At 45.8% G+C, this 25,715-nt stretch carries 18 protein-coding genes; 10 read left to right on the plus strand and 8 right to left on the minus strand.

Features of this window, described 5'->3' with window-relative positions:
- Positions 1 to 165: 165 nt before the first annotated feature.
- The 8 genes from MMG82_RS05585 to ampD form a co-directional block, all read right to left on the minus strand.
- Positions 166 to 2,379 carry a patatin-like phospholipase family protein gene (locus MMG82_RS05585; protein ID WP_047535167.1) on the minus strand — a complete coding sequence of 738 codons (2,214 nt, stop codon included), beginning with the start codon at positions 2,377 to 2,379 and terminating at the stop codon, positions 166 to 168.
- Between the two features lie 225 nt (positions 2,380 to 2,604).
- On the minus strand, positions 2,605 to 7,077 hold the full coding sequence (locus tag MMG82_RS05590) for an EAL domain-containing protein (RefSeq protein WP_241406586.1): 4,473 nt from the start codon (positions 7,075 to 7,077) through the stop codon (positions 2,605 to 2,607).
- Positions 7,078 to 7,244: 167 nt separating this feature from the next.
- Positions 7,245 to 8,672: a dihydrolipoyl dehydrogenase gene (gene lpdA / locus MMG82_RS05595; RefSeq protein ID WP_011627382.1), complete on the minus strand. Its 1,428-nt coding sequence runs from the start codon at positions 8,670 to 8,672 to the stop codon at positions 7,245 to 7,247.
- A gap of 149 nt (positions 8,673 to 8,821) precedes the next feature.
- The gene (gene aceF / locus MMG82_RS05600) at positions 8,822 to 10,873 is read right to left on the minus strand and encodes a dihydrolipoyllysine-residue acetyltransferase (protein ID WP_241406587.1); all 2,052 of its coding nucleotides are present in this window, start codon (positions 10,871 to 10,873) and stop codon (positions 8,822 to 8,824) included.
- A 12-nt stretch (positions 10,874 to 10,885) separates the two neighbouring features.
- Positions 10,886 to 13,552, minus strand: coding sequence for a pyruvate dehydrogenase (acetyl-transferring), homodimeric type (aceE, locus tag MMG82_RS05605; protein WP_037413614.1), 2,667 nt, complete (start codon positions 13,550 to 13,552; stop codon positions 10,886 to 10,888).
- Positions 13,553 to 13,632: 80 nt separating this feature from the next.
- On the minus strand, positions 13,633 to 14,385 hold the full coding sequence (gene pdhR / locus MMG82_RS05610) for a pyruvate dehydrogenase complex transcriptional repressor PdhR (protein WP_011070781.1): 753 nt from the start codon (positions 14,383 to 14,385) through the stop codon (positions 13,633 to 13,635).
- A gap of 401 nt (positions 14,386 to 14,786) precedes the next feature.
- Positions 14,787 to 15,638: a beta-lactamase regulator AmpE gene (gene ampE / locus MMG82_RS05615; RefSeq protein WP_241406588.1), complete on the minus strand. Its 852-nt coding sequence runs from the start codon at positions 15,636 to 15,638 to the stop codon at positions 14,787 to 14,789.
- A gap of 162 nt (positions 15,639 to 15,800) precedes the next feature.
- Positions 15,801 to 16,340, minus strand: coding sequence for a 1,6-anhydro-N-acetylmuramyl-L-alanine amidase AmpD (gene ampD, locus MMG82_RS05620; protein WP_241406589.1), 540 nt, complete (start codon positions 16,338 to 16,340; stop codon positions 15,801 to 15,803).
- 228 nt (positions 16,341 to 16,568) lie between these two features.
- Between ampD and nadC the strand changes: the two genes are divergently transcribed.
- The 10 genes from nadC to MMG82_RS05670 all read left to right on the plus strand — a co-directional run bounded on the left by nadC (position 16,569) and on the right by MMG82_RS05670 (position 25,651).
- On the plus strand, positions 16,569 to 17,450 hold the full coding sequence (gene nadC / locus MMG82_RS05625) for a carboxylating nicotinate-nucleotide diphosphorylase (RefSeq protein ID WP_088586229.1): 882 nt from the start codon (positions 16,569 to 16,571) through the stop codon (positions 17,448 to 17,450).
- A gap of 603 nt (positions 17,451 to 18,053) precedes the next feature.
- Complete coding sequence (locus MMG82_RS05630; RefSeq protein ID WP_277622158.1) at positions 18,054 to 18,473, plus strand: prepilin-type N-terminal cleavage/methylation domain-containing protein; 420 nt, start codon at positions 18,054 to 18,056, stop codon at positions 18,471 to 18,473.
- An 82-nt stretch (positions 18,474 to 18,555) separates the two neighbouring features.
- Positions 18,556 to 20,265, plus strand: a complete 1,710-nt coding sequence (pilB, locus tag MMG82_RS05635; protein WP_172589290.1) for a type IV-A pilus assembly ATPase PilB — start codon at positions 18,556 to 18,558, stop codon at positions 20,263 to 20,265.
- A gap of 118 nt (positions 20,266 to 20,383) precedes the next feature.
- On the plus strand, positions 20,384 to 21,655 hold the full coding sequence (locus tag MMG82_RS05640) for a type II secretion system F family protein (protein ID WP_047534376.1): 1,272 nt from the start codon (positions 20,384 to 20,386) through the stop codon (positions 21,653 to 21,655).
- A 129-nt stretch (positions 21,656 to 21,784) separates the two neighbouring features.
- The gene (locus tag MMG82_RS05645; protein ID WP_037413628.1) at positions 21,785 to 22,711 is read left to right on the plus strand and encodes an A24 family peptidase; all 927 of its coding nucleotides are present in this window, start codon (positions 21,785 to 21,787) and stop codon (positions 22,709 to 22,711) included.
- Between the two features lie 135 nt (positions 22,712 to 22,846).
- Positions 22,847 to 23,464, plus strand: coding sequence for a dephospho-CoA kinase (gene coaE / locus MMG82_RS05650; protein WP_047534370.1), 618 nt, complete (start codon positions 22,847 to 22,849; stop codon positions 23,462 to 23,464).
- Entirely contained in the window at positions 23,457 to 24,191 is a 735-nt protein-coding gene (zapD, locus tag MMG82_RS05655) for a cell division protein ZapD (RefSeq protein WP_037413632.1), read from the plus strand. Before coaE ends, zapD begins: the two co-directional genes overlap by 8 nt.
- Positions 24,192 to 24,279: 88 nt before the next feature.
- Positions 24,280 to 24,489: a DNA gyrase inhibitor YacG gene (yacG, locus tag MMG82_RS05660; protein ID WP_037413634.1), complete on the plus strand. Its 210-nt coding sequence runs from the start codon at positions 24,280 to 24,282 to the stop codon at positions 24,487 to 24,489.
- 86 nt (positions 24,490 to 24,575) lie between these two features.
- On the plus strand, positions 24,576 to 24,971 hold the full coding sequence (gene mutT, locus MMG82_RS05665; RefSeq protein WP_241406590.1) for an 8-oxo-dGTP diphosphatase MutT: 396 nt from the start codon (positions 24,576 to 24,578) through the stop codon (positions 24,969 to 24,971).
- 143 nt (positions 24,972 to 25,114) lie between these two features.
- Positions 25,115 to 25,651, plus strand: a complete 537-nt coding sequence (locus tag MMG82_RS05670) for a thioredoxin family protein (protein ID WP_011070769.1) — start codon at positions 25,115 to 25,117, stop codon at positions 25,649 to 25,651.
- The last annotated feature ends 64 nt before the right edge of the window (positions 25,652 to 25,715 follow it).

Below are 25,715 nucleotides of genomic sequence, written 5' to 3' on the forward strand. Positions count from 1 at the left end.
TTCCGTTGAGAGTGTTGTTATTTTTTCCTGCAAAACCTTAGCATTTAGACTGGTTTGGCTGTAGTAAGATTTTGTAAAAGGTTATGACACTTATCGATTCATCCCACCTTATTAAAACAAAATCTAATCTCGAAACGTCAACACGCCCTAGTTATACCCTTATCATTAAAACGCTTTACCAATAAATAAATAAACTGACTTATCACCCATATCGGTAATACCAAAACCAATCGCCGCAGGTCCCATTGTGGTATCAGTGCCGATGTACAGACTCGATGCATAAATAAGATCAGTAAGCGATACTTCAGATCGCTCAAACCACACATTACCTGCCTCTAAACTTAAGCCTAAGTACAGAGGGTAATCTCGCATACCTAAGGCATCACGCCCTAAATCATACTGATAAATAAAGGCACCAAAGAGTTTATGAGCTCCATTCAACGAGTCCTTGTGATAACCAGAAAGATTTAAGAAACCGCCTAAATCTGACAAGTGCAAGGTATTGAGGCCATCATTATTATTTGTCGCAAGCGACGCTTTACCTACAAAGGCGTGATTGCCAACGCTCAGTGCGCCTTTCCAGTCGGCCTCTATCTGCACGCTATAGTCGTTCTGATTATCGATGACATCGTCAAAATTCTCTTTACGAACATAAACGTTTAAGCTGACACGATTGCCAGATGTCGGAAAACTAATACTGTCTAAGCTGTCATACCCCATCCTGAAATAGGCACCATAGGAATTAAAATCAAAATCCTGAAGTAGCCAAGCATCATTAATAATGACACCTTTTTCCGCCACTAGCCCCAACTCGACAACGCCTTGCAGCACATAGTTGTAACCAATACCTAATTCGACGGTGTGGGTTTTCTTATCAAAGGTTAGCGCACGATTATTGTTATCGTATAAGTCCCAATTATGGATATCGTATTGATAACGAGCTCGACTATAAAACTCTTGATCCCGATTCAAGGGCTGATAAAACTCAGTCGCAAATAGCTTCTCGAATCCAAGCTTAACTTCGTTTCGCCACTCTCCGCCATTAAAGGTTAAGTCTGTCATGGTATAAGCCATATCAAAGCTGATGGCTGAATCAGAGCTAAAATCGTCCTCCCAATTAAAGCCTAGTTGGAAATAATTAGGTCCCCATGATTTAGCGCGCGTGGTTACCGTAAGTACACGCCCTTCTTTACCCTCCACAAATTCGGCGTCAACACGTTCAAATTTATTTAAGGAATAGATACGTTTTATCGCATCGTTCAATTCATCTTTAGTAATATTCTGACCAGGTTTAAGTTCTAGGGTTTCTTTTAATAAATTAAGGCTAACTTTTGAGTGGTTATCAAACACAATTTCCTTGATAGGATGAGCGATATCCGCCATGACAGTCTTACCCTTGGCCCTTTTACTCTCAACATAGGCGGCATATTGTTCTTCGCTAACGCTCATCTTTTGCAATTTAACTAACTGGCTGGTCGCCGCTTCTTTGCCGAGGGTTAACGCTAAAGGCATGATAGTAAAATCGGTTGTGCTTAGGGCATCGATCGCAGGACGGATCAACACATCATTATCAGTCAATAATTGCTTTTGTTTTTCAGTGCTGGCATTAGTCAAGAAATTAGATAACTGATCTAATACGGCAATAGTGCTATCGAGCTTATCTTTTTTTACCAGTGGTGAGCCAATATCCACAGCAATGATAATATCAGCGCCCATCGCCTTCACTACGTCCACAGGCATATTGTTGGCAATACCACCATCCACCAGTAACTTACCGTCGATTTGCGTAGGTTGTAATGCACCTGGCACCGTAGCAGAAGCCTGCATTGCTTTGATAATACTGCCATGGTTAAGCACTACGGGTAGACTGGTTTCTAAATCCGTCGCCACGGCACGATAAGGAATAGCTAAAGCATCAAAATCACCAAATTGCTCCACTAAATCCGTAGACTGCCGTAATAACTGCGACATGGTCTGCCCACGCAATACCCCACTTGGCGCTTTCACCTCGCCTTCGGTATAACCAATATTCAGCGGAATATTATAGCGATCTCGTAACTGTTTATCTCGATAACTCAATACATTACGAGGGATGGTATCCGAATAACCACTATCCCAATCAACCCCCATCATGATGGTTTCGACTTCACTTGCACTGTATCCCAAGGCATACATACCCGCGACATAAGCGCCGATACTCGTACCTGCAATATAGTCCACAGGAATATGATGTTCTTCTAAAATTTTAAGTACACCAACATGGGCGGCGCCTTTAGCACCACCACCGCTTAACACTAATCCTATTTTTGGCCGTTCAGCCGCACATAAGGGAGTCAGCAACACACATAAAAAGAGAGAAGCTACTATTCGGCGCATCATAATGAGTACTTTTATAGGATAAAAAATTTCGAGTTAATATTAGCAAATTTATCTATTTAACCATCAGTCATATTTTATCTGAACCGATGAGTTGAAAATTTGCCATTAATGATCGCGTTATTTCATTTACGTTTAAACACAAGTGCTGTAAACAGATAATTCAACATAAAATCCCAACTTGAGCCGAGGCTAAAAATGCGCAATTAAGCACACATAAATTGCAGATTAAGATTGCCATGAGTCAAGCGGAGACTGTAACTGAAGATATTTTTCAAAATCACTGACAGACATTGGTTTGGCAAAGTAATAGCCCTGAACAATATAACAGCCACGGCTAAAAAGCTGCTCTAACTGCTCAACGGTTTCAACCCCTTCGGCTACTACGGTTAATTTTAAGTTACGTGCCAATTCAATAATACTACTCACAATAGCCTGATCGGCAGAATTCGAGGCGATATCGATCAAAAATGAACGGTCAATTTTGAGTGTATTCACCTCAAAATTGCGTAAATAAGCTAAAGAGGAATATCCGGTGCCGAAGTCGTCAATCGCGACTTCAATGCCAAGCTCGTCAAGCTGCATTAAGTGGGCTTTAGCCACCTGCAACTCTTTCATTAACACTCCTTCGGTAATTTCTAAACATAAAGATGAAGCGGGCATACGGGTGGCATCGAGAATTTTCTTCACGCCATCGATAAAGTCTGGTTGACGGAAATGCACAGCTGAAATATTGACCGACAATTTAAATGGCTCAGCGGTTTGCATTGCCCATTTGGCCCCATCCGAACACGCACGGCGTAAAACCCAGCGATCAATATCAACAACCAAACCACAAGCTTCGGCAACTTTAATAAAAATATCGGGTCGCACAAAACCATCGACGGGATGTCGCCAACGAATGAGTGCTTCCATGCCAATAAATTTATCCCCCTGCAAAATATCAATTTGTGGTTGATAATACAGTTCAAATTCTTGCCGCTCTATCGCTTTACGTAAATCAGCCTCCAAACGTAAATGGTATAACGCTTGGGCATTGCGCTCTGATGAATAATATTTGAAGTTACCACGACCTTCTTCCTTGGCATGATACATGGCCAGATCCGCATTTTTTATGAAGGCTTCTGGCTGCATTGCATCATCGGGCCAAATACTGATCCCAATGCTGGTTGAAATATAAAACTCGCGGCCAAACAACCTAAATGGCGCGACGATTTGTGCCAACAACTGTTCAGCTAAGTGGTTAATATCACTTAACTCTTTAACATTCTTCAGCAAAATAACAAATTCATCGCCACCAAAACGGCAGAGTAAATGGTCACTTCCGATACAGGATTGTAATCGATTAGATGCTTCAACTAAGAGTGCATCGCCCATACTGTGGCCATAGGAATCATTGACATGCTTAAATCTATCTAGGTCAAGAAACAGCAATGCTAACTTTTCACCACTTTGCTCAGCCGCTTGAATAGATTGCATCAAACGATTGGCGAATAACGAACGGTTAGGGAGTCCTGTTAATACATCGTAATTTGCCAGACGTCTAAGGTCGGCCTCGGTGCGTTTCCGCTCAGTGATATCTGAAAATACCACTACATAGTGAATGGCATTTTCATTCAGTGACTGCATCACCGACACGTTAAGCCATACGGGATACACTAGGCCGTTTTGTCCGACTAACTCACGCTCACCCGTCCATGAGCTATCCTGACCAAGTAACTGGGCAACTTCCGTAGATAACCCATCCTTCATTTGCACAAATTGCGAAAATGATAGGCCGACTAAGCTCTGTTGTTCTGAGCCTATAATGTGCTGAGCGGCATGATTGGCAACACGAATATTTTCATCTACGTCTAAAATAAGTACACCTTCTGATGTATTTTCAAACGCTTGGGCTAAAAGACTGACTTCATCTTCAAGCTGCCGCTGCAAGGTTATATCACTATAAATCCCCGCTACCCGCTCAATAACTTGGGTTTGTTTATTACGAGCCACAGGACGCCCACGCACCCTCAACCAGCCCCAGTTACCATCGCGACGATGATATCGATATTCGGCTTCAAACCGATCAACCTCTCCTGCAAGCATGCTATTCCATTGCACCAGTACTTTTTCCCGATCCAAAGGATGTACGGGAAGTGATTCAAGAGTAAGTACAATTTCGTTGGCATGACTTCCCAAGACATAACCGCGGTTATCGAGATAAAAACATTGGCTATCCCTGTGCCATTCCCAAAGATCAGAGTCGCTGCCACGTAACGATTGCCTGAGACGATCATCACTCTCGGTTAGCGCTTGATTCATCGCCATAAAGGTGCGAACCTGACGCTGTCGATACCAAGCTAAACTCAGTGCAATAATCGAAAACACTAATAATAATAAACCTTTAAACCCTTGAGTCAGCCACCAGTGCTGCTCAACATAGAAGGGAAAAGTAAAGGGCTTATCTGACCAGATTCCATTGACTTGGCTTAACACCTCAAGTAGATATTCTCCCGCTGCTAAGCCTGCGAGGTTTACCTGCGACTCACCTTGGAGCAGCACGTAGTTATCTTCCTCCCCTTGATATCTGAGTCGATATTTAAATTGTATTGGCGAATCATCAAGGTAATCGAGGTTAGTGATCTGCAGGCTTACCATATTGGCGTCAGGCTTAATCACCATCAACGGTTTGGGTAACAACGAGACTTGGGTATTGTTGTCGTAATAAACCGATACCGACTCCAACATCACATGATCATCGGCAATACGGTTGACCATCTTGTCCACATCAAGGTTCATCACCCCTTCAGGAGTACCAATATACAGACCTGAAACGGCAGAATAAAAATAGGCGCCTTCATTCATTTCATTAGAAATTAGGCCATCAAGTTGGTTAAACATTGAGATTTGCCCAGTAGCTCTATCTTGACGGATTAGCGAATCAGCACAGGCAACGACATTGGCATTGGTTGTTTTTTGGATAAAAAATACTGAACTACAATTTACTTGCCATTGTGAACTTAACGAAACCAGTTTACCGCTGTGGAGATTTAATTCGAATAAGCCCCTTTCATAGGAGCCAAACCACATCACACCGGGAGATATTTCTTCAATATGGCTAATTGAGGGCACAGAGTTTAAGCCACTGAACAATTGTCTTTGATCGTGAAAAAGATTTTGCTCGTCAATATAACCAAATACCTTTCGTCCACCTATCCATAATTTACCGTCAGAGGCTCGATATAAAGTACGAATGGTTGGCCGCTTAAGCTCTGGCGAATTCCCAGTTGCCCCATCAAAGTTAAATGGCTGCGGCTCAAACAGTCCTTGCTCCCAAAAATACAGCCCCGTACCCGTTGCAATCCAAAACCGTCCTTTGAGTTTGGGATCGGCATAAGTGCCATAGATGAGTTTATTTTTAAATGCTTCACCACCATGCGTCCACTGGGCAAAACTGATCCCTTTTAAGGTCAACTTATCCACGACAAACAAACCACTCGTGGTCGAAACTAATAAATAGTGGTCAATAAAGCGACTGATCTCGTAAACACTCTCGTGCGGCTTTAATCCCTCAATATCTACGGTAATTGCTTTTTGAGTGTTTCGCCCGACAAAGCTGACATTTGACGCTCCAAACCATAATCCTTCATCACTCGCAAACACTGACCACACCATAGCATCAGATAATTGGTGTGGCGGTTCGCCAGTATAAGTATCAAGAATGAAATCCGGTTGCGAGGCCAGTAAGGCTAAACCATCTCCAGAGCCCCCAACCCACATCAAACCTGATTTATCAAACAATATCGCCTTTAATGTTTCCATATTGGCTTGAGTTTTAAGCTCTTGTTGATAATTTTCAATCTGATGGGTATCTGGAGACCACTTTAATAAACCTGCCCGACTCGAAAACCAAATCTCACCATTATGGCCTTCAGCCATAGCAGTGCTCCAATCGGGTAATTCAGGAACAGGGAAAATCTGTAAGGTTTTTGGTTCTAATCGGTAAATCCCTCGACTCGTTGCAATCCAAATACGCTGTTTTGAATCCTCAAGCATATCCAGAATACTGCCCATAGGTTCAGTCCATTGGTAATCAACAACTTTTTCCCCGGCACTGTTAAGGAGTAACAATTGAAATTGACCCGCAACAAGAAACTGACCATCAGGCATGCTCAATAACTTGCGCCAGGGTAGATCGCGATTAACGGGTAACTGACTCACTAAAGTTAAGGTTAAGGTTGAGGGGGATAAGTCGTAAATCTGGCCGTTATCAATCAACAAGCGCCATTCTTGGGCATTTTTACGAGCAGCAGAAATTAACACTCCACCAGGGAAATGAGGGAATAAATTAGGTGACCCCATCTGGGTAAATTGATTTTTTGCGATGTCATAAAGATAGGTTGCGGCATTGGTACTGACTAACAGCATATCGCGATCGATATTGACAACTGTTGTCAAAAACTCATCTGCAAGGCGTAACTCAGAACCCGTTTTATCAATTCGCCTCACTTTAGAATTACTAACCCGATATAAACCTTGCTCGGTTGCTGCCCATATAAAACCATGGTCATCGAGTGTGAGCGCGCGAATACTGGTCGCTTCAAGTCCGTCCCTGTCGGAAAAAACCCGTTGTACAAAACTACCCGCCCAAGCCGAATGAAGACCTGAACAAAAAACCAATATTGATGCCAAAAGGAAGTGGATTATTATTTTTTTCATTTGACGACTTACTTAACACCATAGTTTTACTGTAGCAGTTCAACAGTCTGAATACACCCGCACATTCACATTAACTTTACATTTTTACTTAGGCAATAAAAAAGCGCCCTAAAGGCGCTTTTACGAATATAAGTCTCAACTTATTTCAGGACGAGACAAAGGTTAAATTACTTTTTCTTTGCCTTTGGGTTTGGCAGGTCAGTAATAGAACCTTCGTAGATTTCAGCCGCTAGACCTACTGACTCGTGCAGCGTTGGGTGAGCGTGAATGGTTAATGCTAAATCTTCAGCATCACAACCCATTTCGATGGCTAGGCCAATTTCGCCTAACAGTTCGCCACCGTTCACACCTACGATAGCACCACCGATTACGCGGTGAGTGTCTTTATCGAAAATCAGCTTAGTCATACCTTCGCTGCAATCTGAAGCGATTGCACGGCCAGATGCAGCCCATGGGAAAGTCGCTGTTTCGTAAGCAATACCTTGCTCTTTCGCTTCTTTCTCAGTCAGACCAACCCAGGCCACTTCAGGGTCTGTGTAAGCGATTGATGGGATGACTTTTGGATCGAAGTAGTGCTTCATGCCCGCGATCACTTCGGCCGCTACGTGGCCTTCGTGCACGCCTTTGTGAGCCAGCATTGGTTGACCAACAATGTCACCGATTGCGTAGATGTGCGGTACGTTTGTACGTAATTGCTTGTCTACGTTGATGAAACCACGCTCATCAATCTTAACGCCCGCTTTTTCAGCGTCGATAAGCTTACCATTTGGCGTACGGCCGATTGCCACTAACACAGCATCGTAACGAACAGGCTCTGCTGGCGCGCTCTTACCTTCCATCGAAACGTAGATACCGTCTTCACGGGCTTCGACCGCTGTGACTTTAGTTTCTAGGATCAGGTTGAATTTCTTCTTGATTTGCTTAGTGAATACGCGAACAACGTCTTTGTCAGCCGCAGGGATCACTTGGTCGAACATTTCAACCACGTCGATTTCACTGCCCAGAGAAGAGTAAACCGTACCCATTTCTAAACCGATGATACCGCCGCCCATGACCAGCAGTTTGCCAGGAACTTCTTTCAGTTCTAATGCGTCGGTCGAATCCCAAATACGTGGGTCTTCATGGGGAATGAATGGCAGTTTGATTGGGCGAGAACCCGCAGCGATGATCGCTTGGTCAAACTTAACAACGGTCACAGTGCCGTCTTCAGCAGTCACTTCTAAGCTGTTAGGGCCTGTAAATTTACCGAAGCCATTAACAACGTTTACTTTACGCATTTTAGACATGCCGCCTAAGCCACCAGTCAACTGGCTGATCACTTTTTGCTTGAAGCTGCGTAACTTGTCTAAATCGATGGTTGGCTCGCCGAACACCACACCGTGTGCAGCAACGGCTTTGGCTTCTTCGATGACTTTAGCAACGTGTAACAGGGCTTTAGATGGGATACAACCCACGTTCAAACACACGCCACCTAAAGTGCTAAAACGTTCAACGATAACGGTTTCCAGACCTAAGTCAGCCGCACGGAAGGCAGCAGAATATCCCGCAGGACCTGCACCTAATACCACTACCTGAGTTTTGATTTCGTTACTCATGTTTTCCTCTAATTCTCATTCAATCCGTTGGAGGGGAGTAATCCTGCCAACCGAAAATGCGCCAGCGCGTAAGGTGGGCGCATTTTAACCTGTGTTTGATACTGATCACAATAAACAAAAGGCCACTCAAGATGAGCAGCCTTATTTGTTTACAGAATCAAAGTACGAATATCGGACAGAATTCCTGACAGGGTCACGCTAAAGCGTGCAGCCATTGCACCATCGATCACGCGGTGATCGTAGGATAGCGACAGTGGCAACATCAATTTAGGCTCGAACTCTTTACCATTCCACTTAGGCTTAATTTCAGATTTAGACACACCTAAAATCGCCACGTCTGGGTAGTTAACGATTGGGGTAAATGCAGTACCACCAATGCCACCTAGGCTTGAAATAGTGAAGCAGCTACCCTGCATATCAGCAGATTTGAGCTTACCATCGCGAGCACGGATAGAAATATCGGCCAGCTCACGAGATAACTCGATAATGCCTTTCTTATCCACGTCACGCACAACTGGCACAACCAAACCGTTTGGCGTATCAACCGCCACACCGATGTGGTAGTACTTCTTCTGGATCAGTGATTCACCGTCGCTGCTTAAGCTTGAGTTGAACACTGGGAACTGTTGCAGCGTTTTCGCCACAGCTTTCATCATAAAGACCAGCGGAGTGATCTTATAATCGGCTTTCTTCTTCGCCGCCGCGTCGTTCTGCTGCTTACGGAACTCTTCCATTTCAGTGATATCAGCTTCATCGAACTGAGTCACGTGAGGAATAGTTACCCAGTTGCGGTGCAGGTTTGGACCAGAGATCTTCTGGATACGGCTTAATGGAATCTCTTCCACTTCACCAAACTTGCTGAAATCCACTTTCGGTGCGGCAATCACTTGCAGACCACCACCGTTACCCGCTGCAACGGAAGTTGCCGCTGTCGCCTTAGGACGAGACAGTTCGTATTTCACATACGCCTGAACGTCTTCCTTCATGATGCGACCTTTACGGCCAGAACCCGTCACTTGAGTGAGATCCACACCAAATTCACGGGCCAAACGGCGAACCGCAGGAGATGCATGAACCGCACCAGTAGACACAGGTGCACCTGCACTAGGGTGATGTGGAACTGGTGGACGGCTAGGAGCGGCAGCAACAGGGGCTGGTGCCGCTTCTTGGGCAACAGGAGCAGGCGCTGCGGCTTGAGCCACAGGGGCAGAAGCTGCACCCGCACTTACTGTTGCAACGGAAGTAGTTTCAATCGTCGCAATCACGCTACCTTGAGAAACCTTATCACCCACTTTAACGGTTAACGACAACAGTTTACCGGCGAACGGCGCAGGCACTTCCATGGTCGCTTTATCGGTTTCTAACGTGATCAAACCTTGGTCAGCAGTGATCATATCACCCACAGACACTAGCACTTCGATCACATCGACATTGCTGGCATCGCCAATATCAGGCACTTGGATTTCTTTGACGGCAACCACTGGCGCAGCAGCTACTGGAGCAACAGCCACCGCAGGAGCGGCTTGAGCTTCAGGAGCAGACGCTGCTGGCGCGCTTGCTTGTGGAGCAGCGGCAGCAGGAGCTGCGCCACCCACTTCGAGCATGATCACTAATGAGCCTTGGGAAACCTTGTCACCCACAGCCACTTTCACTTCTTTTACCACACCCGCGAATGGCGATGGTACGTCCATGGTCGCTTTGTCGGTTTCTAAGGTAATCAAGCCCGCATCGGCGTCAATCTTATCACCAGCGGCAACTAAGACTTCGATAACCGATACATCGGTGTCGCCACCAATATCAGGCACACTGATTTCAACAACCTTAGTTTCAACCACTTGGGTTGCGCCCGTCGCAGGCACGGCAGCCACAGGGGCAGGAGCCGCTTGTACTGGAGCAGGTGCTGCTGGAGCTGGCGCAGAAGCGGCAGCTTGAGCAACTGGCGCAGCAGCTTGAGCGGATGCGCCCGCTGCTTGCATCATCGCAATTAAGGTACCTTCGCTGACTTTGTCACCGACGGCCACTTTCAATTCGGCTAACACACCCGCGAAAGGCGCAGGAATGTCCATGGTCGCCTTGTCGCTTTCAACGGTCAGAATCGACTCTTCCGCTGCTAAGGTATCGCCCACAGAAGCACAGATTTCGATAACCTGTACTTCATCGCCGCCGATATCAGGAACAAAAACTTCTTTTAATTCAGCCATTTTTATTGCCTCTTACGCGTACTGTGGATTGATCTTGTCAGCGTCGATGCCGTATTCCTTGATGGCATTCGCTAACACATCAACAGGCAGTTCTTTACGATCAACCAGTGACTTCAGTGCCGCGATAACGATGAACTTAGCGTCCACTTCGAAGTGGTGACGCAGGTTGTCACGGCTGTCTGAACGACCGAAACCGTCAGTACCTAACACTTTGTAATCGGTTGGCATAAATGCACGTAACTGCTCGCCGTAGATCTTCATGTAGTCAGTCGCTGCGATTGCAGGCGCATCACTGGAGATCACTTGGCTGATATACGCTTGTTTTGGCGTTTGCGTTGGGTGCAGCATGTTCCAACGTTCTGCCGCTTGACCATCGCGAGTCAGTTCGTTGAAGCTGGTCACGCTAAATACGTCGGCAGTGATACCAAAGTCTTTCGCCAGCGCCTGCGCCGCTTTACGGGTTTGCTCAAGAATGGTGCCACAGCTCAGTAACTGCACTTTGCCTTTACCAGAACCACTCACCGTTTCCAGCTTGTAGATACCTTTAACGATACCTTCCTCGGCACCTTCTGGCATTTCAGGCTGGATGTAGTTTTCGTTCATTGTGGTCAGGTAGTAGAAGATATCTTCTTGTTTTTCGCCGTACATACGACGAATACCATCTTGAACGATAACGGCAATTTCATAACCGTAAGTTGGATCGTAGGTAATACAGTTAGGAATAGTGTTAGCCAGTACGTGACTGTGACCGTCCTGATGCTGTAAACCTTCACCGTTCAGTGTTGTACGGCCTGAAGTACCACCGACTAAGAAGCCACGTGCACGCATATCACCCGCAGCCCATGCCATGTCGCCAATACGTTGGAAACCGAACATTGAGTAGTAGATGTAGAATGGGATCATCGGTGTATCGTTGACTGAGTAGCTGGTCGCAGCAGCAACCCAAGATGACATTGCACCCAGTTCGTTAATACCTTCCTGCAGCACTTGACCCGTTTTATCTTCACGATAGTAAGCCACTTGGTCAGAGTCTTGCGGTACGTATTTTTGGCCTTCGTGCGCATAAATACCCACTTGGCGGAACAGACCTTCCATACCGAAAGTACGCGCTTCGTCAGGAATAATTGGCACGATGTTTTTGCCAATTTTCTTGTCTTTTAACAGCGCAGTCAGTACGCGAACAAACGCCATGGTCGATGAAATTTCACGGCCATTTGAGCCTGCTAAGATAGAATCGAAAATCTTCAGTGATGGCACTTCCAGCTCTTCGCTGAACTTCTCACGACGTTGTGGCACGCTACCATGCAGCGCGGCACGACGGCTCATCATGTACTTCACTTCTTCCGAATCTGGACCTGGGTGGTAGAACGGCAGATCTTCTAATTGATCGTCAGGAATCGGGATATTGAAACGATCGCGGAAGTAACGGATAGACTCGATACCCATTTTCTTCACGTTGTGGGCGATGTTCTTACCTTCACCCGCATCACCTAGGCCGTAACCTTTAACGGTTTTCGCCAGGATCACCGTTGGGCGACCTTTAGTCTTACGCGCATGGTCTAATGCCGCGTACACTTTAACAGGGTCATGACCACCACGGTTTAAGCGCCAAATGTCATCATCTGACATGTTCGCCACCATTTCGGCGGTTTCTGGGTATTTGCCGAAGAAGTGTTCGCGAGTATAAGCGCCACCTTTGGCTTTACAGTTTTGGTATTCACCGTCAACGGTTTCTTCCATTAACTGCAATAACTTACCGCTGGTATCACGGGCCAATAATGGATCCCAGTAACGACCCCAAATCACTTTCACGACTTCCCAGCCAGCGCCGCGGAATTCACCTTCCAGTTCTTGGATGATCTTACCGTTACCGCGTACTGGGCCGTCCAGACGTTGCAGGTTACAGTTGATGATAAAGACTAAGTTATCTAATTCTTCACGGGCAGCTAAACCAATCGCACCTAAGGCTTCTGGCTCGTCACACTCACCGTCACCTAAGAAGCAGTAAACGGTTTGCTCAGAACAATCTTTCAGACCACGGTCAGTCAGATATTTTAAGAAGCGCGCTTGGTAAATCGCTTGGATTGGGCCTAAACCCATAGAAACCGTTGGGAATTGCCAGTAGTCAGGCATCAACTTAGGGTGCGGATAAGAAGATAAACCTTTGCCATCCACTTCTTGACGGAAGTTAGCCAGTTGATCTTCCGTTAAACGACCTTCCAAGAATGAACGCGCATAGATACCTGGAGCGATATGACCTTGGAAATACACTAAGTCGCCGCCGTCTTTCTCGTTTGGCGCACGGAAGAAGTGGTTGAAGCACACGTCATAAATGGTTGCGCTCGACGCGAAACTCGAAATATGGCCGCCTAACTCTAAATCTTTCTTAGAACCGCGTAGCACCATAGCTAAGGCGTTCCAACGGATGATGGCGCGAATGCGACGTTCCATCTCTTGGTTGCCTGGCATGTGCGGCTCTTGACCCGCTGGAATGGTGTTCAAATAGGCTGTGGTCGCCGTGTAAGGCAAGTGTGTGCCATTGCGACGGGCTTTATCGATCAGTTTCTCTAATAAGAAATGGGCGCGTTCAGGGCCTTCCTGTTCTAATACAGCTTGCAGGGCATCAACCCATTCCTGAGTCTCTAACGGATCTAAGTCTTGTAGCATATCTTCAGACATGACACTGTCCTTCTCTATATACATGATAATGAATGGTGTTTGCGGCATATTCCGCTTTAGCGAGTGCTAAAGTCGGGAACTTAAGCGCCACTCTTTAAACGGCGCAAACTTCGCTGCAACCGGCTATCTTCTTCCCGCACAGATAACATCACCTCTTCGATGTAACTTAAATGTTCATTCGAGGCTTCTCTAGCGGCTTCAGGATCACGACGAACGATTGCAGCGAGCAGAGCACGTCTGTGATCGTTAGCCATAGTGGAAGCTTCTTCGCGGCGGCTTAAAAGCTCCAGGTTTTGCGCCACATTCTTATGCAGCACAGGGGTTAAACTGAGTACGAGATGCAACATAGCCACATTGTGTGACGCTTCGGCAACAGCGCGATAGAAGCGCACAATAGCAGCAGCTTGTTGTTCGATATTGGTGGCGGCTTCCACCTCAAGGATCATCCGCTTGATATTCTGCATATCAGCGTCTGTGCCACGCAATGCGGCAAAATAGGCCATCATGCCTTCGGTCGCATGACGAAACTCCAGCAAGTCGTATTGGCTTTCTGGATCGGCTGTCATTAATTCAACGATAGGATCGGCAAGACTCTGCCAGAGTTGCTCTTTGACATAAGTACCGCCGCCTTGACGGCGCATTAATAGCCCTTTCGCCTCAAGTTTTTGAATCGCTTCACGCAATGAGGGACGAGATACTTCGAACTGGATGGCCAGTTCACGCTCCGGTGGCAATTTCTGACCCGGCTGTAAACTGCCTTCGAGGATCATTTGCTCGAGTTGCGCCATGATCACATCAGAAATTTTTGGCTGATTAATTTTACTATAGGCCATTTGGCGCTCAGCTCCGTTGTAAATTGGTCTTACCAATTTTTATGAGTGAGCGCACTTTATCAAATCACACTTTTGATGTCCAGATTGAAAATCAACCTTAAAAGGTGATCTCACTCAAAACCGCTCACGATGAGAGAGCATAGCCTAAAAAACTCATCATGGGGTCAGACCATTAAACCACAGCAAGAACAAGTGCTAGCGGCTAGGTTCTGGAGCGCTGCAAAAAGCGCAGCTGCTAGAAAAAGCAAAACGGGCTGCGCCCTTATAGATTCTAGATTTTAGGTTCTAGGTTCTAGGTGCTAGATTCTAGAGCCACGAAGTGGCGTCCTAGAGCAGCGCTTTTTGCTGCGTCCAAGCAGCGAAGCGTCCTAGATTCTAGAAGCCGCGCTGCATCCTTCTTATTAACTCACCAACCCAAAAATAGTCAGCAGTGATAACACAGCAACCATCAGCGTAAAGTTGCGTTTGCTTAATACTAACAATGCTAAGGTCGACTGCACACAAACAGGCGCGCTAGACACCTCGGGCAAAGGCTGGGCAGCGAGTGCAGTTTCAGTGACCACTTGCCTAGCACTGGCATTGATATTTAACGCATTATTGCGCCACGCCGCGAGCCCTTCACTAAACTGACCACTGAGCGCATAGCCAAAGGAAAACACTCGGCTTGGGAGCCAATCAAACGCAAACATAATATCTTCAATCAGCGGTAAATTAAGTGACTTACGTATATTTTCCTCCGCATAAAATCGCGCAGTGCAATATAACACAGCCCCCGCAGGTCCAAGAAAAATAAGGCATAATGCCACTGCACCGTAGTAACGATAGTTAATCCAAGCAACGCTTTGCCCGACCTTGGCACCTAAATCTTTTTCCGAAACCGCCTCCAAACACTCACTGCAATCTAATTCAGCGGCATAGTGATAACAGGCCTGCACATCGGAGCGACACGCCGCCTGCATATATTTTTTAAAGGTATCGCGCTGTTTTTGATGATTAAAACAAATAATCGCCACCAGCACCCATAGCGCGAGACTTAATACTCCCCAAAACATACCCGACGCAATCCAACCCAACAGATAAACCACACCCGCGGGCAATATCAAAGCCAACAACATATTAGTGTTATTAAGCGACGCTTTATCGCCAAAAAAGCTGGATTGGTAAGATTGCAATACACGATCACACTGCCAAGAGGCGGGAAGAAACTTTAGTCGCTCCACAAGAATGGCGACCAGTAATGAAAATAATGCCATCGATAGTACTCCTTGTAAAAAAGCAGGACGGACTAGAAAAAGCAGAGCGGGCTTCGCCCATCTAGGTTCTAGATCCACGAAGTGGCGTCCTAGAACAGTGCTTTTTGCTGCGTCCTAGCAGCGAAGCGTCCTAGATTCTAGAAGCAGCATCCTTCTTTGCCTTCAACGCAGCGCCGTTAAATACCTTTCCCAGTCAAAGCTTGGGCCAGGGTCAGTTTTACGCATTGGCGCAATATCACAATGCCCAACAATCCGCTCGACACTCAAGCTAGGGTATTGTGCAAACAAGGCTTGAGTCAATTCAACAAGTTGTTGATATTGTGCGGCAGTATAGGGCTTAGTATCCGTCCCTTCGAGCTCAATGCCAATGGAAAAATCATTACAATTTTCCCTTTCACCATAACGGGACACGCCAGCGTGCCAAGCTCTATCTTCACAACTCACATACTGCACACATTCACCATCGCGGCGAATTAAAAAATGCGCTGATACCTTAAGCCCCGCTAAATCGGCGAAAGTTTCATCGGCACTGGTATCTAAACAGCCTTGAAATAATTGATCGATGTAAGGTAAGCCAAAACATCCAGCGGGCAGGCTGATATTGTGGATCACCAACAGACTAATCTCCCTAAAGGGGCGTTGATTAAAATGTGGCGATTCACAGCGCCGCGCCGCGCGATACCAACCAAACTCAAAACTCATGTTTACTCCTTAAAAACGGAACGTCGCTACGCGACTGCTAGGAAAGCAGAGCGGGCTTCACCCTTCTAGGCGCTAGATTTTAGATTCTAGATTCTAGAAGGAGCAAAGCGACGCTCTAGCACCTAGCGGCGCAGCCATGATAATCTTAAGCCCAAATGCAAGCAGGCAGACGATTGACCCATGTTAACCCATGCCCACTCGCCCGATGTATAAAGCAAGGACCCAATCATGCTAGAGAACGATATTCGACATGCCGTAAAAACCGCGCTCAATGAAGATCTTGGCGGCACTGAAATCAACGAGCATACCAAAACCATTGCCTACGGTGACATTACTGCCGAACTTATTCCGGCAGATAAATATGCCGAAGCGACCTTAATCACCCGCGAAGAAGGAGTTTTTTGTGGCAAAGCCTGGGCAGAACAAGTCTTTAATCAATTAGGTGGCGAAGTCGCGCTGCATTGGCATGTCGATGATGGCGATCTTGTGTTACCCAATCAAGTCTTGTGTGAATTATCCGGCCCCGCTCGCGCCTTATTGACGGGCGAACGCACCGCGATGAACTTTATCCAAACTTTATCCGGTGTCGCCACCCTCACCAAACACTATGTAGACAAACTTGCTGGCACTCACACACAACTGCTCGATACCCGTAAAACTATTCCAGGACTGCGCACCGCCCAAAAATATGCTGTGACCTGTGGCGGCGGTAAAAACCATCGAATCGGTCTATTTGATGCCTTCTTAATTAAAGAAAACCACATTATGGCCTGTGGTGGTATTCGCCAAGCCGTAGATGCAGCGCGCAGTTTACACCCCAATAAACCTGTTGAGGTCGAAGTCGAGTCCTTAGCCGAACTGGCATTAGCACTGGATTCTGGCGCAGATATTATTATGTTAGATAACTTCGATATCACTATGATGGTCGAAGCGGTTGAACTGAATGCAAAAAGCCAAGCTAAAGGCAAAGGTGCAAAACTTGAGGTATCGGGCAATGTGACCTTAGACACCTTAGCGGAATTTGCCAAAACGGGGGTGGATTATATTTCTGTTGGCGCCCTCACCAAGCATGTCCGCGCCTTAGACCTATCAATGCGACTGAAAGGCTAGAAAAGTAGAGCGGGCTGCGCCCTTATAGATTCTAGGTACTAGGTTCTAGTAGCAGCCCATAAGCCGTCATCCTCGCGAACGACTGCATGGATGCAGGAGGTAGAATAACGCAGGAGCAGTTATCGACGCGGGGATCCAGCTTTATGCATTTCAGCTCTAGATTCTAGAACGAGCTTGCCAGCGTCCTAGCAGTTGCGCAGCAACGTCCTAGATTCGAGCTTCCCAACCTTTACAGCATAAACCCACTAAATAACCTAACAAAACACAGGTATAGTGCGCGCCGATGTTTTGACGTTGTTTTAAATGCGTCAACTTAACTAACATTGTCAAACGTTTGTTAGAACGCAATACGTTTTAGCGTCAAGTTTTTAGACAAAATAATCATTTAATTAATACTTTATGCGTAAAAGTTGTTTCATTTTACTTAACTTTGTACTAACTTTTACCTAGGCGAGATGGCCGTTTCGGCCTTCCTTATCAAAATTAGCTCAAAGTGAATTGTCGCTAGCCAAAAAACCAGCAATTCATTGCAAGCAATCAAGATAAGCAGCCGAAACGAACACAATCGATAAACAACAATTTGCATTATATTTGGAGCAAAAAATGAAAGGTATCAAGATGAACAAGCAAGCTCAGGGTTTTACCTTGATCGAATTAATGATTGTAGTAGCCATTATCGGTATTTTGGCTGCAGTAGCATTACCAGCTTATAAAGACTATGTAACTTCGGCTCAAGGTAGCGGTGCAATGAAAGGCGTTTCTACATTTGCACAAAAAATCCCAACCTGTATTCAAACTGGTGTTGGATGTGCAACAATTAAAGATGAAGTAAATGCTAATCCTAAATTTACCGATATCGGTGACGTGACGCAGGACAAAGGTGTTACTTTAGTTTGGACTGAAGCAAAATGTAATCTTACAGCAACATTCACTGACACTGGCTCTGTTACCTTTGTAATGGATAAAGTCGGTACTGGAACCGACGCCGATTTAGCTCTCTGTAAAAAATCTGCTGGGCTATAAGCTAGCAAAAGTTAGTAACACTGATAATAGCCTCGTATATGCGTAGTCTTTACGAGGCTATTTACAACAAATTGAATAATAAATGCCAACTTCAGGTCTTCATTTAGGTTTATCCACCCTTTTCATCCGTAAAGGTCTGCTTAATGAAGAGCAGATGGCGAGTGCCATCACCAAATCCCGCCAAAACAAACAAACCTTAGTCACTACCTTAGTGCAAACTAAGCTCGTGTCTGCTCGCAGTATTGCCGAGCTTTGCTATGAGGAATATGGCACTCCGCTGTTGGATTTAGCCGAATTTGATGTTAGCGCCATCCCTGAAGAGTTTCTAAATAAAAAACTGATTGAAAAACACCGCTGCTTACCGCTATTTAAGCGCGGCAATCGCCTCTATATCGCCACTTCCGACCCCACAAATATTGCCGCCCTTGAGGAATTCCAATTTAGTGCTGGCCTACATGCCGAAGCGATTTTGGTGGAAGAAGATAAGCTCGCTAAGGCCCTTGAAAAGGTACTCGAAGAAGATATTACTGGCCTTGATTTAAGCGGCATGGATGAAGCAGCACTTGCTGGTATTGAAGTTACCGATACCGATAAACGCAATGAAGACAATGCTGGTGAATCCAGTGATGATGCCCCTATCGTCATTTATATCAATAAGATATTAACCGATGCTATTCGTAAGGGCGCTTCAGACTTACATTTTGAGCCCTATGAAAAACGCTATCGTATCCGTTTTCGTATCGATGGTATTTTGCATGAAGTCTCCGAGCCGCCAATCAGCCTAGCCGGACGACTCTCAGCGCGCTTAAAGGTAATGTCAAAACTAGATATTGCCGAGCGCCGCGTCCCCCAAGATGGCCGGATTAAAATGAAGCTATCCCGCACTAAGTCCATCGACTTTCGGGTAAGTACCCTGCCGACCCTGTGGGGCGAGAAGATTGTAATGCGGATATTGGATTCCTCATCCGCACAGCTCGGCATCGAAAAACTCGGTTACGAACCCGATCAAGAAAAGCTCTACCTTGAGATGCTAGCCAAACCCCAGGGCATGATCTTGGTGACAGGCCCAACGGGTTCGGGTAAAACCGTTTCGCTCTACACCGGCTTAAATATCCTCAATACCGCCGAGCGTAATATCTCCACTGCCGAAGATCCGGTGGAAATTAACCTTGAGGGTGTAAACCAAGTTCATATTAATTTAAAAGCGGGTTTAACCTTCGCCTCGGCACTACGCTCCTTTTTGCGCCAAGACCCCGATGTGGTGATGGTCGGCGAAATCCGTGACCTTGAAACCGCCGAAATTGCCATTAAAGCGGCACAAACTGGCCATTTAGTATTATCAACACTGCATACCAACTCGGCGGCAGAAACACTCACCCGTTTAATTAATATGGGCGTACCCGGCTATAATATTGCCAGCTCAGTTAATTTAATTATTGCTCAACGACTTGCACGACGGCTTTGCCCTGAATGCAAACAACCCGAACAAATACCTGAACATGAGCTACAACGTTTAGGCTTTAGTGATGCACAAATCGCCCAAGGGTTTACCACCTATAAACCCGTGGGTTGTGAGCATTGTTCTGGTGGCTATAAAGGACGGGTCGGCATTTACGAAGTGATGAAGATGTCAGATGAAATTGCCCGTACTATTATGGAAGGGGGTAATTCATTACAAATTGCAGGCCAAGCTAAAGCACAAGGGATGCGCGATCTGCGTCAATCAGGGCTACTAAAAGTGATCCAAGGTGTCACCAGTATTGCCGAAGTGAATCGGGTAACCAGTTTTTAATAGCGGGACGGACTGCGCCCTTTTAGAAGCTAGGCTCTAGATGCTAGAGCGAGCATGCGAGCGTTCTAACAGTTGTCAGCAACGTCCTTCTTAGCTTTACAACCAACAGGGATAATTTATGGCTACGGCAACCACAGTAAAAAAGCCTCGCCCAAAAAAGATTGAGCAAAAAAGCCAACCTAAAATTTATACCTTTGAATGGAAAGGTGTTAACCGCGACGGCCAAAAAACCAGTGGCGAACTGAGGGGGGCCTCAGCTGCTGAGGTTCGTAGCAAGTTAAAATCTCAAGGGGTAAATCCTAAAACCGTTCGCAAACAATCGGCCGCCTTATTTAAATTAGGCGATGCCAAAATTACCCCTATGGATATTGCTATGGTGACTCGGCAAATTGCCACCATGCTTGCCGCAGGGGTGCCATTAGTGACTACCATTGAATTACTGGGTCGCGGCCATGAAAAAGCGAAAATGCGTGAGCTGTTAGCGACAATTCTATCGGAGATCCAATCGGGTATTCCGTTATCTGATGCTTTGCGTCCCCACCGACGTTATTTTGATGATCTTTATGTCGATTTAGTGGCGGCGGGTGAACATTCAGGCTCACTCGATGTAGTGTTTGATCGTATTGCGACCTACCGTGAAAAATCTGAAGCATTAAAATCTAAGATTAAAAAAGCCATGTTTTATCCGGCAGCAGTAGTAATAGTCGCTATTTTAGTAACAGCACTATTATTACTGTTTGTGGTGCCACAATTTGAAGATATTTTTAAGGGCTTTGGGGCCGAGTTGCCTGCTTTTACCCAATTAGTGCTGCAAATCTCCCGGGGCTTACAATCCTCTTGGTATATCTTTTTGGGCGCCATAGTGGCTGGCGTATTTTTATTTGTCCGCGCCCACCGAAACTCGCAAATAGTGAGGGATAGAGTGGACGAAGTCATCTTAAAAATTCCAGCTATTGGTCCCATTCTACACAAAGGCGCTATGGCGCGTTTTGCCCGTACCTTAGCCACCACCTTTGCCGCTGGTGTCCCCTTAATCGACGGCTTAGAATCCGCGGCCGGAGCATCGGGCAATGCGGTATACCGTAAAGCCATCTTAAAAATCCGCCAGGAAGTGATGGCCGGAATGCAAATGAACGTGGCAATGCGAACCACAGGGCTGTTCCCCGATATGCTGATCCAAATGGTGATGATTGGCGAAGAATCAGGCTCACTTGATAATATGCTTAATAAAGTTTCAACTATCTATGAGATGCAAGTCGATGATGCTGTTGATGGTTTATCCAGCCTAATTGAACCTATCATGATGGTGGTCATTGGCACTGTTGTTGGTGGTCTTATTGTCGCTATGTATTTACCCATCTTCCAAATGGGTAAAGTGGTTGGCGGTTAAAACGCTGCAAAAACCGCAGCAGCTAGAAAAAGCGGGCTGCCCCCTTATAAATTCTAGGTTCTAGAGCAGCGAAGCGTCCTAGAGGCCTAAAATCCGTTTTACATTGAACAATATAATTAAGTAAGAATAATGACTGAATTTTTCACTTTATTGGGTCACACTTTTGACCAAGCACCATGGCTTTTTATCTGCTTAAGTTTTGTGTTTGCCGCAACTATTGGCAGTTTTTTAAATGTGGTTATCCATCGTTTTCCGGTGATGATGAAGCGCGAATGGCAACAGGAATGTAATCAGTATCTGCAGGAATATCATGCAGATGTAGTCAAACAAGTCGGTTTAGAAAAGCTTAACAAGCCTATAGATAACTATCCTGAAAAATACAATCTAGTGGTACCAGGTTCTGCCTGCCCTAAATGCAAAACCGCCATCCAGCCTTGGCATAATTTACCCGTTTTAGGTTGGTTAATGTTGAGGGGAAAATGCGCTGCCTGTCATGCCCCCATTTCCTCACGCTATCCGATTATTGAGCTAATAACAGGGTTACTCGTTGCAACACTCGCCTGGCATTTTGGCCCCAGCGGGCAATTTATATTTGCTGCAATACTCACTTTTGTGTTGATTGCGCTCACCGGAATCGATCTGGATGAAATGCTGCTTCCCGACCAGATGACCCTTCCCCTGCTATGGTTAGGACTACTAATAAACCTCAACCATACCTTTACCAACCCAACCGATGCGATTATTGGTGCCGCAGTAGGCTATTTAAGTTTATGGTCGATTTTTTGGCTATTTAAGCTGTTAACCGGTAAAGAAGGCATGGGCTATGGTGACTTTAAACTGCTTGCCGTATTTGGTGCTTGGCTTGGTTGGCAAATGTTGCCACTGGTGATTTTACTTTCATCCTTAGTGGGTGCCCTCGTAGGCATCACGCTGATCGTGACCAAACGTAATCAACTGGCAAATCCGATTCCCTTTGGTCCTTACATTGCCGCCGCAGGTTGGATCGCCCTAATATGGGGTCAACCTATAGTGGATTGGTATTTAAGTACGTTATAGAACTGGCTTCGGCCTTATAGGTTCTAGGCTTTAGGTTCTAGAAGGAGCGCAGCGACGCCCTAGCAGGACGAAGTCCAGTCCGTTCTAGGTCCTAGGTCCTATAAGCACGTCCTTCATCGCTTTTAAGAGAGTTTTATGTCCAAATTTGTTGTTGGTTTAACGGGCGGGATTGGCAGTGGTAAAACGACCGTGGCGAATCTGTTTGCGGCAGAAGGTGTTTGCCTAGTCGATGCCGATGTCGTTGCCCGAGAAGTCGTCGCACCAGGCACCTACGGATTAAACGCCATTATTGACCATTTTGGGACAGAAATCTTAACGGCCTCGGGTGAGCTTGACCGCGCAAAACTTAGGCAGCGAGTGTTTAGCGATGAACAAGCGCGTCAGTGGTTAAATCAACTGCTGCACCCTATGATCCGCCAAGAAATGCTTTTGCAAGTCAAAAATGCCACCTCAGACTATGTAATTATGGTTGTACCCTTGCTATTTGAGAACGGGTTAGATAGGTTAGTCAATCGGACTTTAGTGGTGGATATTTCGCCAGAATTACAAATAAGCCGTACCGTAAAGCGGGACAATGTCGATGCAACTCAAGTAAATAACATCATTGAGAGCCAGTGTAGCCGCAGTGAAAAACTCGCTAGAGCCGATGACATTATTGATAATCAGGGAGAGATATCAACGCTAAAACAAGAGGTGCAAGCATTGCATCAGCGCTATTTACAATTATCTGGTAATCACAACGCCCATGACTGACTTAGTTTATGAACAGCCTTTAAATGAGAAGATCCGCAGCTACTTGCGGCTCGAATACCTCAACAAGCAGCTCTGTAATAACCTAAATCACGACCACCAGCATAGATGTTTCTACCCTCTATTTTCCCTGTGCGAGCTCTCGGAGCGCTGCGATTACCGCAATGAAGTCCTCAAAGATATCGAGCGAAATCTACTGCAACTGAGCAAATGGCAAGAACTCGAGCATGTCGATAGCGAACAAATCCGCTTTTATATTCAAGCCTTAACCCAAGCCAGAGAACCATTACAACGCCCCGAACGCTGTGGGAGCCAGCTAAAGCAAGACAGATTCTTATCTGCACTCAGACAACGCTTTGGTATGCCAGGTGCCTGCTGTAACTTCGACCTTCCCCAACTGCATTTTTGGCTCGCCAAACCCTGGGAAGAAAGACGCCAGGATTATCAAGCTTGGATAAGTCATTTCGATCCCCTACTCACACCCATCACGCTTTTGCTTCAACTGACCCGCAGTACCGCTGATTTCGATAATGCCACCGCTCATGCCGGTTTTTATCAAGGGGATAGCACTCAAGCCCTGTCATTAGTTCGAGTCAAAGTCGATGCTTCCCACGGTTGTTATCCCACGATCAGTGGCCATAAAAATCGTTACGCCATTCATTTTGTACAATTCGATCAACAACGCCACTCAGACCGTAGCATCGAATTCTTACTAGCGACCTGCGCGTGAAGCCTTTACACTAACGCCATTGATAACCGTTATTCGTTATTCGTTATTCGTTATTCGTTATTCAGCAGTAAATCAAGAGATCCCCATTATGCCGTTAACCGTCAACTGCCCAATTTGTAAAACCCCAGTACAATGGAGCCCTCAGTCAGAGTTCAAACCTTTTTGCAGTGAGCGCTGTAAGATGATCGATCTCGGTGATTGGGCATCGGAGAAACACGCCATTCCAGTCAAATCTGAGTTTGATGTCGACGCTTTAGACGAACTTGGTTACGACGAAGAAAGCTTCTTTAAAGAATAAGCCTCATACAACAACTCCGTGTATTTACCAACGACCAGAACCGACGAGTCTCGGATTGTTGTTCATACAGTGATAAGTAGAAATTTATGACAAAACGTATTCATGTTGCCGTGGGCATTATTCTTAATACTGACGGACAAATCCTACTCGCCAAGCGCCCAGAGCATTTACATCAAGGCGGCAAATGGGAATTTCCCGGTGGAAAAGTGGAGCAAAACGAAACCGTTACCCAAGCCTTAATTCGTGAGTTAAAAGAAGAAGTGGCGCTTAACGTCCATTCGAGCGAACCTTTTATGGCGTTAAGCTACGACTACCCAGATAAACAGGTACTACTCGATATTCACACTGTGAGTGACTTTACGGGCGAGGCGCAAGGTCTTGAAGGACAACAAATCGTCTGGGTCGATAAGCACGAGCTCACCCATTACGACTTCCCTGATGCTAATAAACTTATCCTCGCCAAGCTATTAGCACAAAACTAATCACATCTTTTTATGGGTAACAGCCAGATTTACATTAGCGATACGTGATCTGGCTTGCAGCTAATTCATTCACAACTTTTACAAAACGTAAATTAGTGCTTGAATGCAAATTCATTATTCTTCTTCGATTTTGAGGGCATATCATGCACAATAACGTTAAAGCATTACTCGCCACGACCGCGTTATTTTTTAGTTGCCAAGTACTAGCAAATGGCGGCTGTGGCTTTGAAGAGCAAAAACAGGGCTTGATTGCCACCTGCAGCGAGGAGAAACAAGAAGTGATTTTAACCGGTGTAGTTGAAGCGCAACATTTAGTAAAAGATCTCAATGAGTTTGCTGAGGGCTACAAAAGCTACCAAGTCGATACCGACGCCTTAGCACCACTCAAAAAAGTCACAGAACCAACAGAAATCGTCGTGATTATTGGTACTTGGTGCCCAGACTGTCATCGCGAAACGCCACGTTTTATCCGCATTATCGAAGAAGTGGCGAACCCCAATATTAAAGTGACTTATATTGGTGTCGATCGCAGCAAGCAAGACCCTGAAGGACTGGCGGCAAAATACGAATTCAAACGTATTCCTACCTTTATCGTGCAACAACAAGGTAAAGAAATTGGCCGCATTGTTGAACGCCCAACCGTTTCGCTCGAAAAAGATTTAGCCGAGATCTTAAAGTAATCTGTACCCGAATAATAACAAAGGCCGCCAAGAGTAAACTTGGCGGCCTTTGTCTTTTAATAAT

This window comes from Shewanella sp. MM_2022_3, from assembly GCF_022557375.1.
In the GTDB taxonomy this organism is placed as follows: domain Bacteria; phylum Pseudomonadota; class Gammaproteobacteria; order Enterobacterales; family Shewanellaceae; genus Shewanella; species Shewanella xiamenensis.

Bases quoted from the DNA above. Each gene is read 5' to 3' on its own strand.
- MMG82_RS05585 (WP_047535167.1), bottom strand. From the start codon at position 2,379: ATGATGCGCCGAATAGTAGCTTCTCTCTTTTTATGTGTGTTGCTGACT.
- MMG82_RS05590 (WP_241406586.1), bottom strand. From the start codon at position 7,077: ATGAAAAAAATAATAATCCACTTCCTTTTGGCATCAATATTGGTTTTT.
- lpdA (WP_011627382.1), bottom strand. From the start codon at position 8,672: ATGAGTAACGAAATCAAAACTCAGGTAGTGGTATTAGGTGCAGGTCCT.
- aceF (WP_241406587.1), bottom strand. From the start codon at position 10,873: ATGGCTGAATTAAAAGAAGTTTTTGTTCCTGATATCGGCGGCGATGAA.
- aceE (WP_037413614.1), bottom strand. From the start codon at position 13,552: ATGTCTGAAGATATGCTACAAGACTTAGATCCGTTAGAGACTCAGGAA.
- pdhR (WP_011070781.1), bottom strand. From the start codon at position 14,385: ATGGCCTATAGTAAAATTAATCAGCCAAAAATTTCTGATGTGATCATG.
- ampE (WP_241406588.1), bottom strand. From the start codon at position 15,638: ATGGCATTATTTTCATTACTGGTCGCCATTCTTGTGGAGCGACTAAAG.
- ampD (WP_241406589.1), bottom strand. From the start codon at position 16,340: ATGAGTTTTGAGTTTGGTTGGTATCGCGCGGCGCGGCGCTGTGAATCG.
- nadC (WP_088586229.1), top strand. From the start codon at position 16,569: ATGCTAGAGAACGATATTCGACATGCCGTAAAAACCGCGCTCAATGAA.
- MMG82_RS05630 (WP_277622158.1), top strand. From the start codon at position 18,054: ATGAAAGGTATCAAGATGAACAAGCAAGCTCAGGGTTTTACCTTGATC.
- pilB (WP_172589290.1), top strand. From the start codon at position 18,556: ATGCCAACTTCAGGTCTTCATTTAGGTTTATCCACCCTTTTCATCCGT.
- MMG82_RS05640 (WP_047534376.1), top strand. From the start codon at position 20,384: ATGGCTACGGCAACCACAGTAAAAAAGCCTCGCCCAAAAAAGATTGAG.
- MMG82_RS05645 (WP_037413628.1), top strand. From the start codon at position 21,785: ATGACTGAATTTTTCACTTTATTGGGTCACACTTTTGACCAAGCACCA.
- coaE (WP_047534370.1), top strand. From the start codon at position 22,847: ATGTCCAAATTTGTTGTTGGTTTAACGGGCGGGATTGGCAGTGGTAAA.
- zapD (WP_037413632.1), top strand. From the start codon at position 23,457: ATGACTGACTTAGTTTATGAACAGCCTTTAAATGAGAAGATCCGCAGC.
- yacG (WP_037413634.1), top strand. From the start codon at position 24,280: ATGCCGTTAACCGTCAACTGCCCAATTTGTAAAACCCCAGTACAATGG.
- mutT (WP_241406590.1), top strand. From the start codon at position 24,576: ATGACAAAACGTATTCATGTTGCCGTGGGCATTATTCTTAATACTGAC.
- MMG82_RS05670 (WP_011070769.1), top strand. From the start codon at position 25,115: ATGCACAATAACGTTAAAGCATTACTCGCCACGACCGCGTTATTTTTT.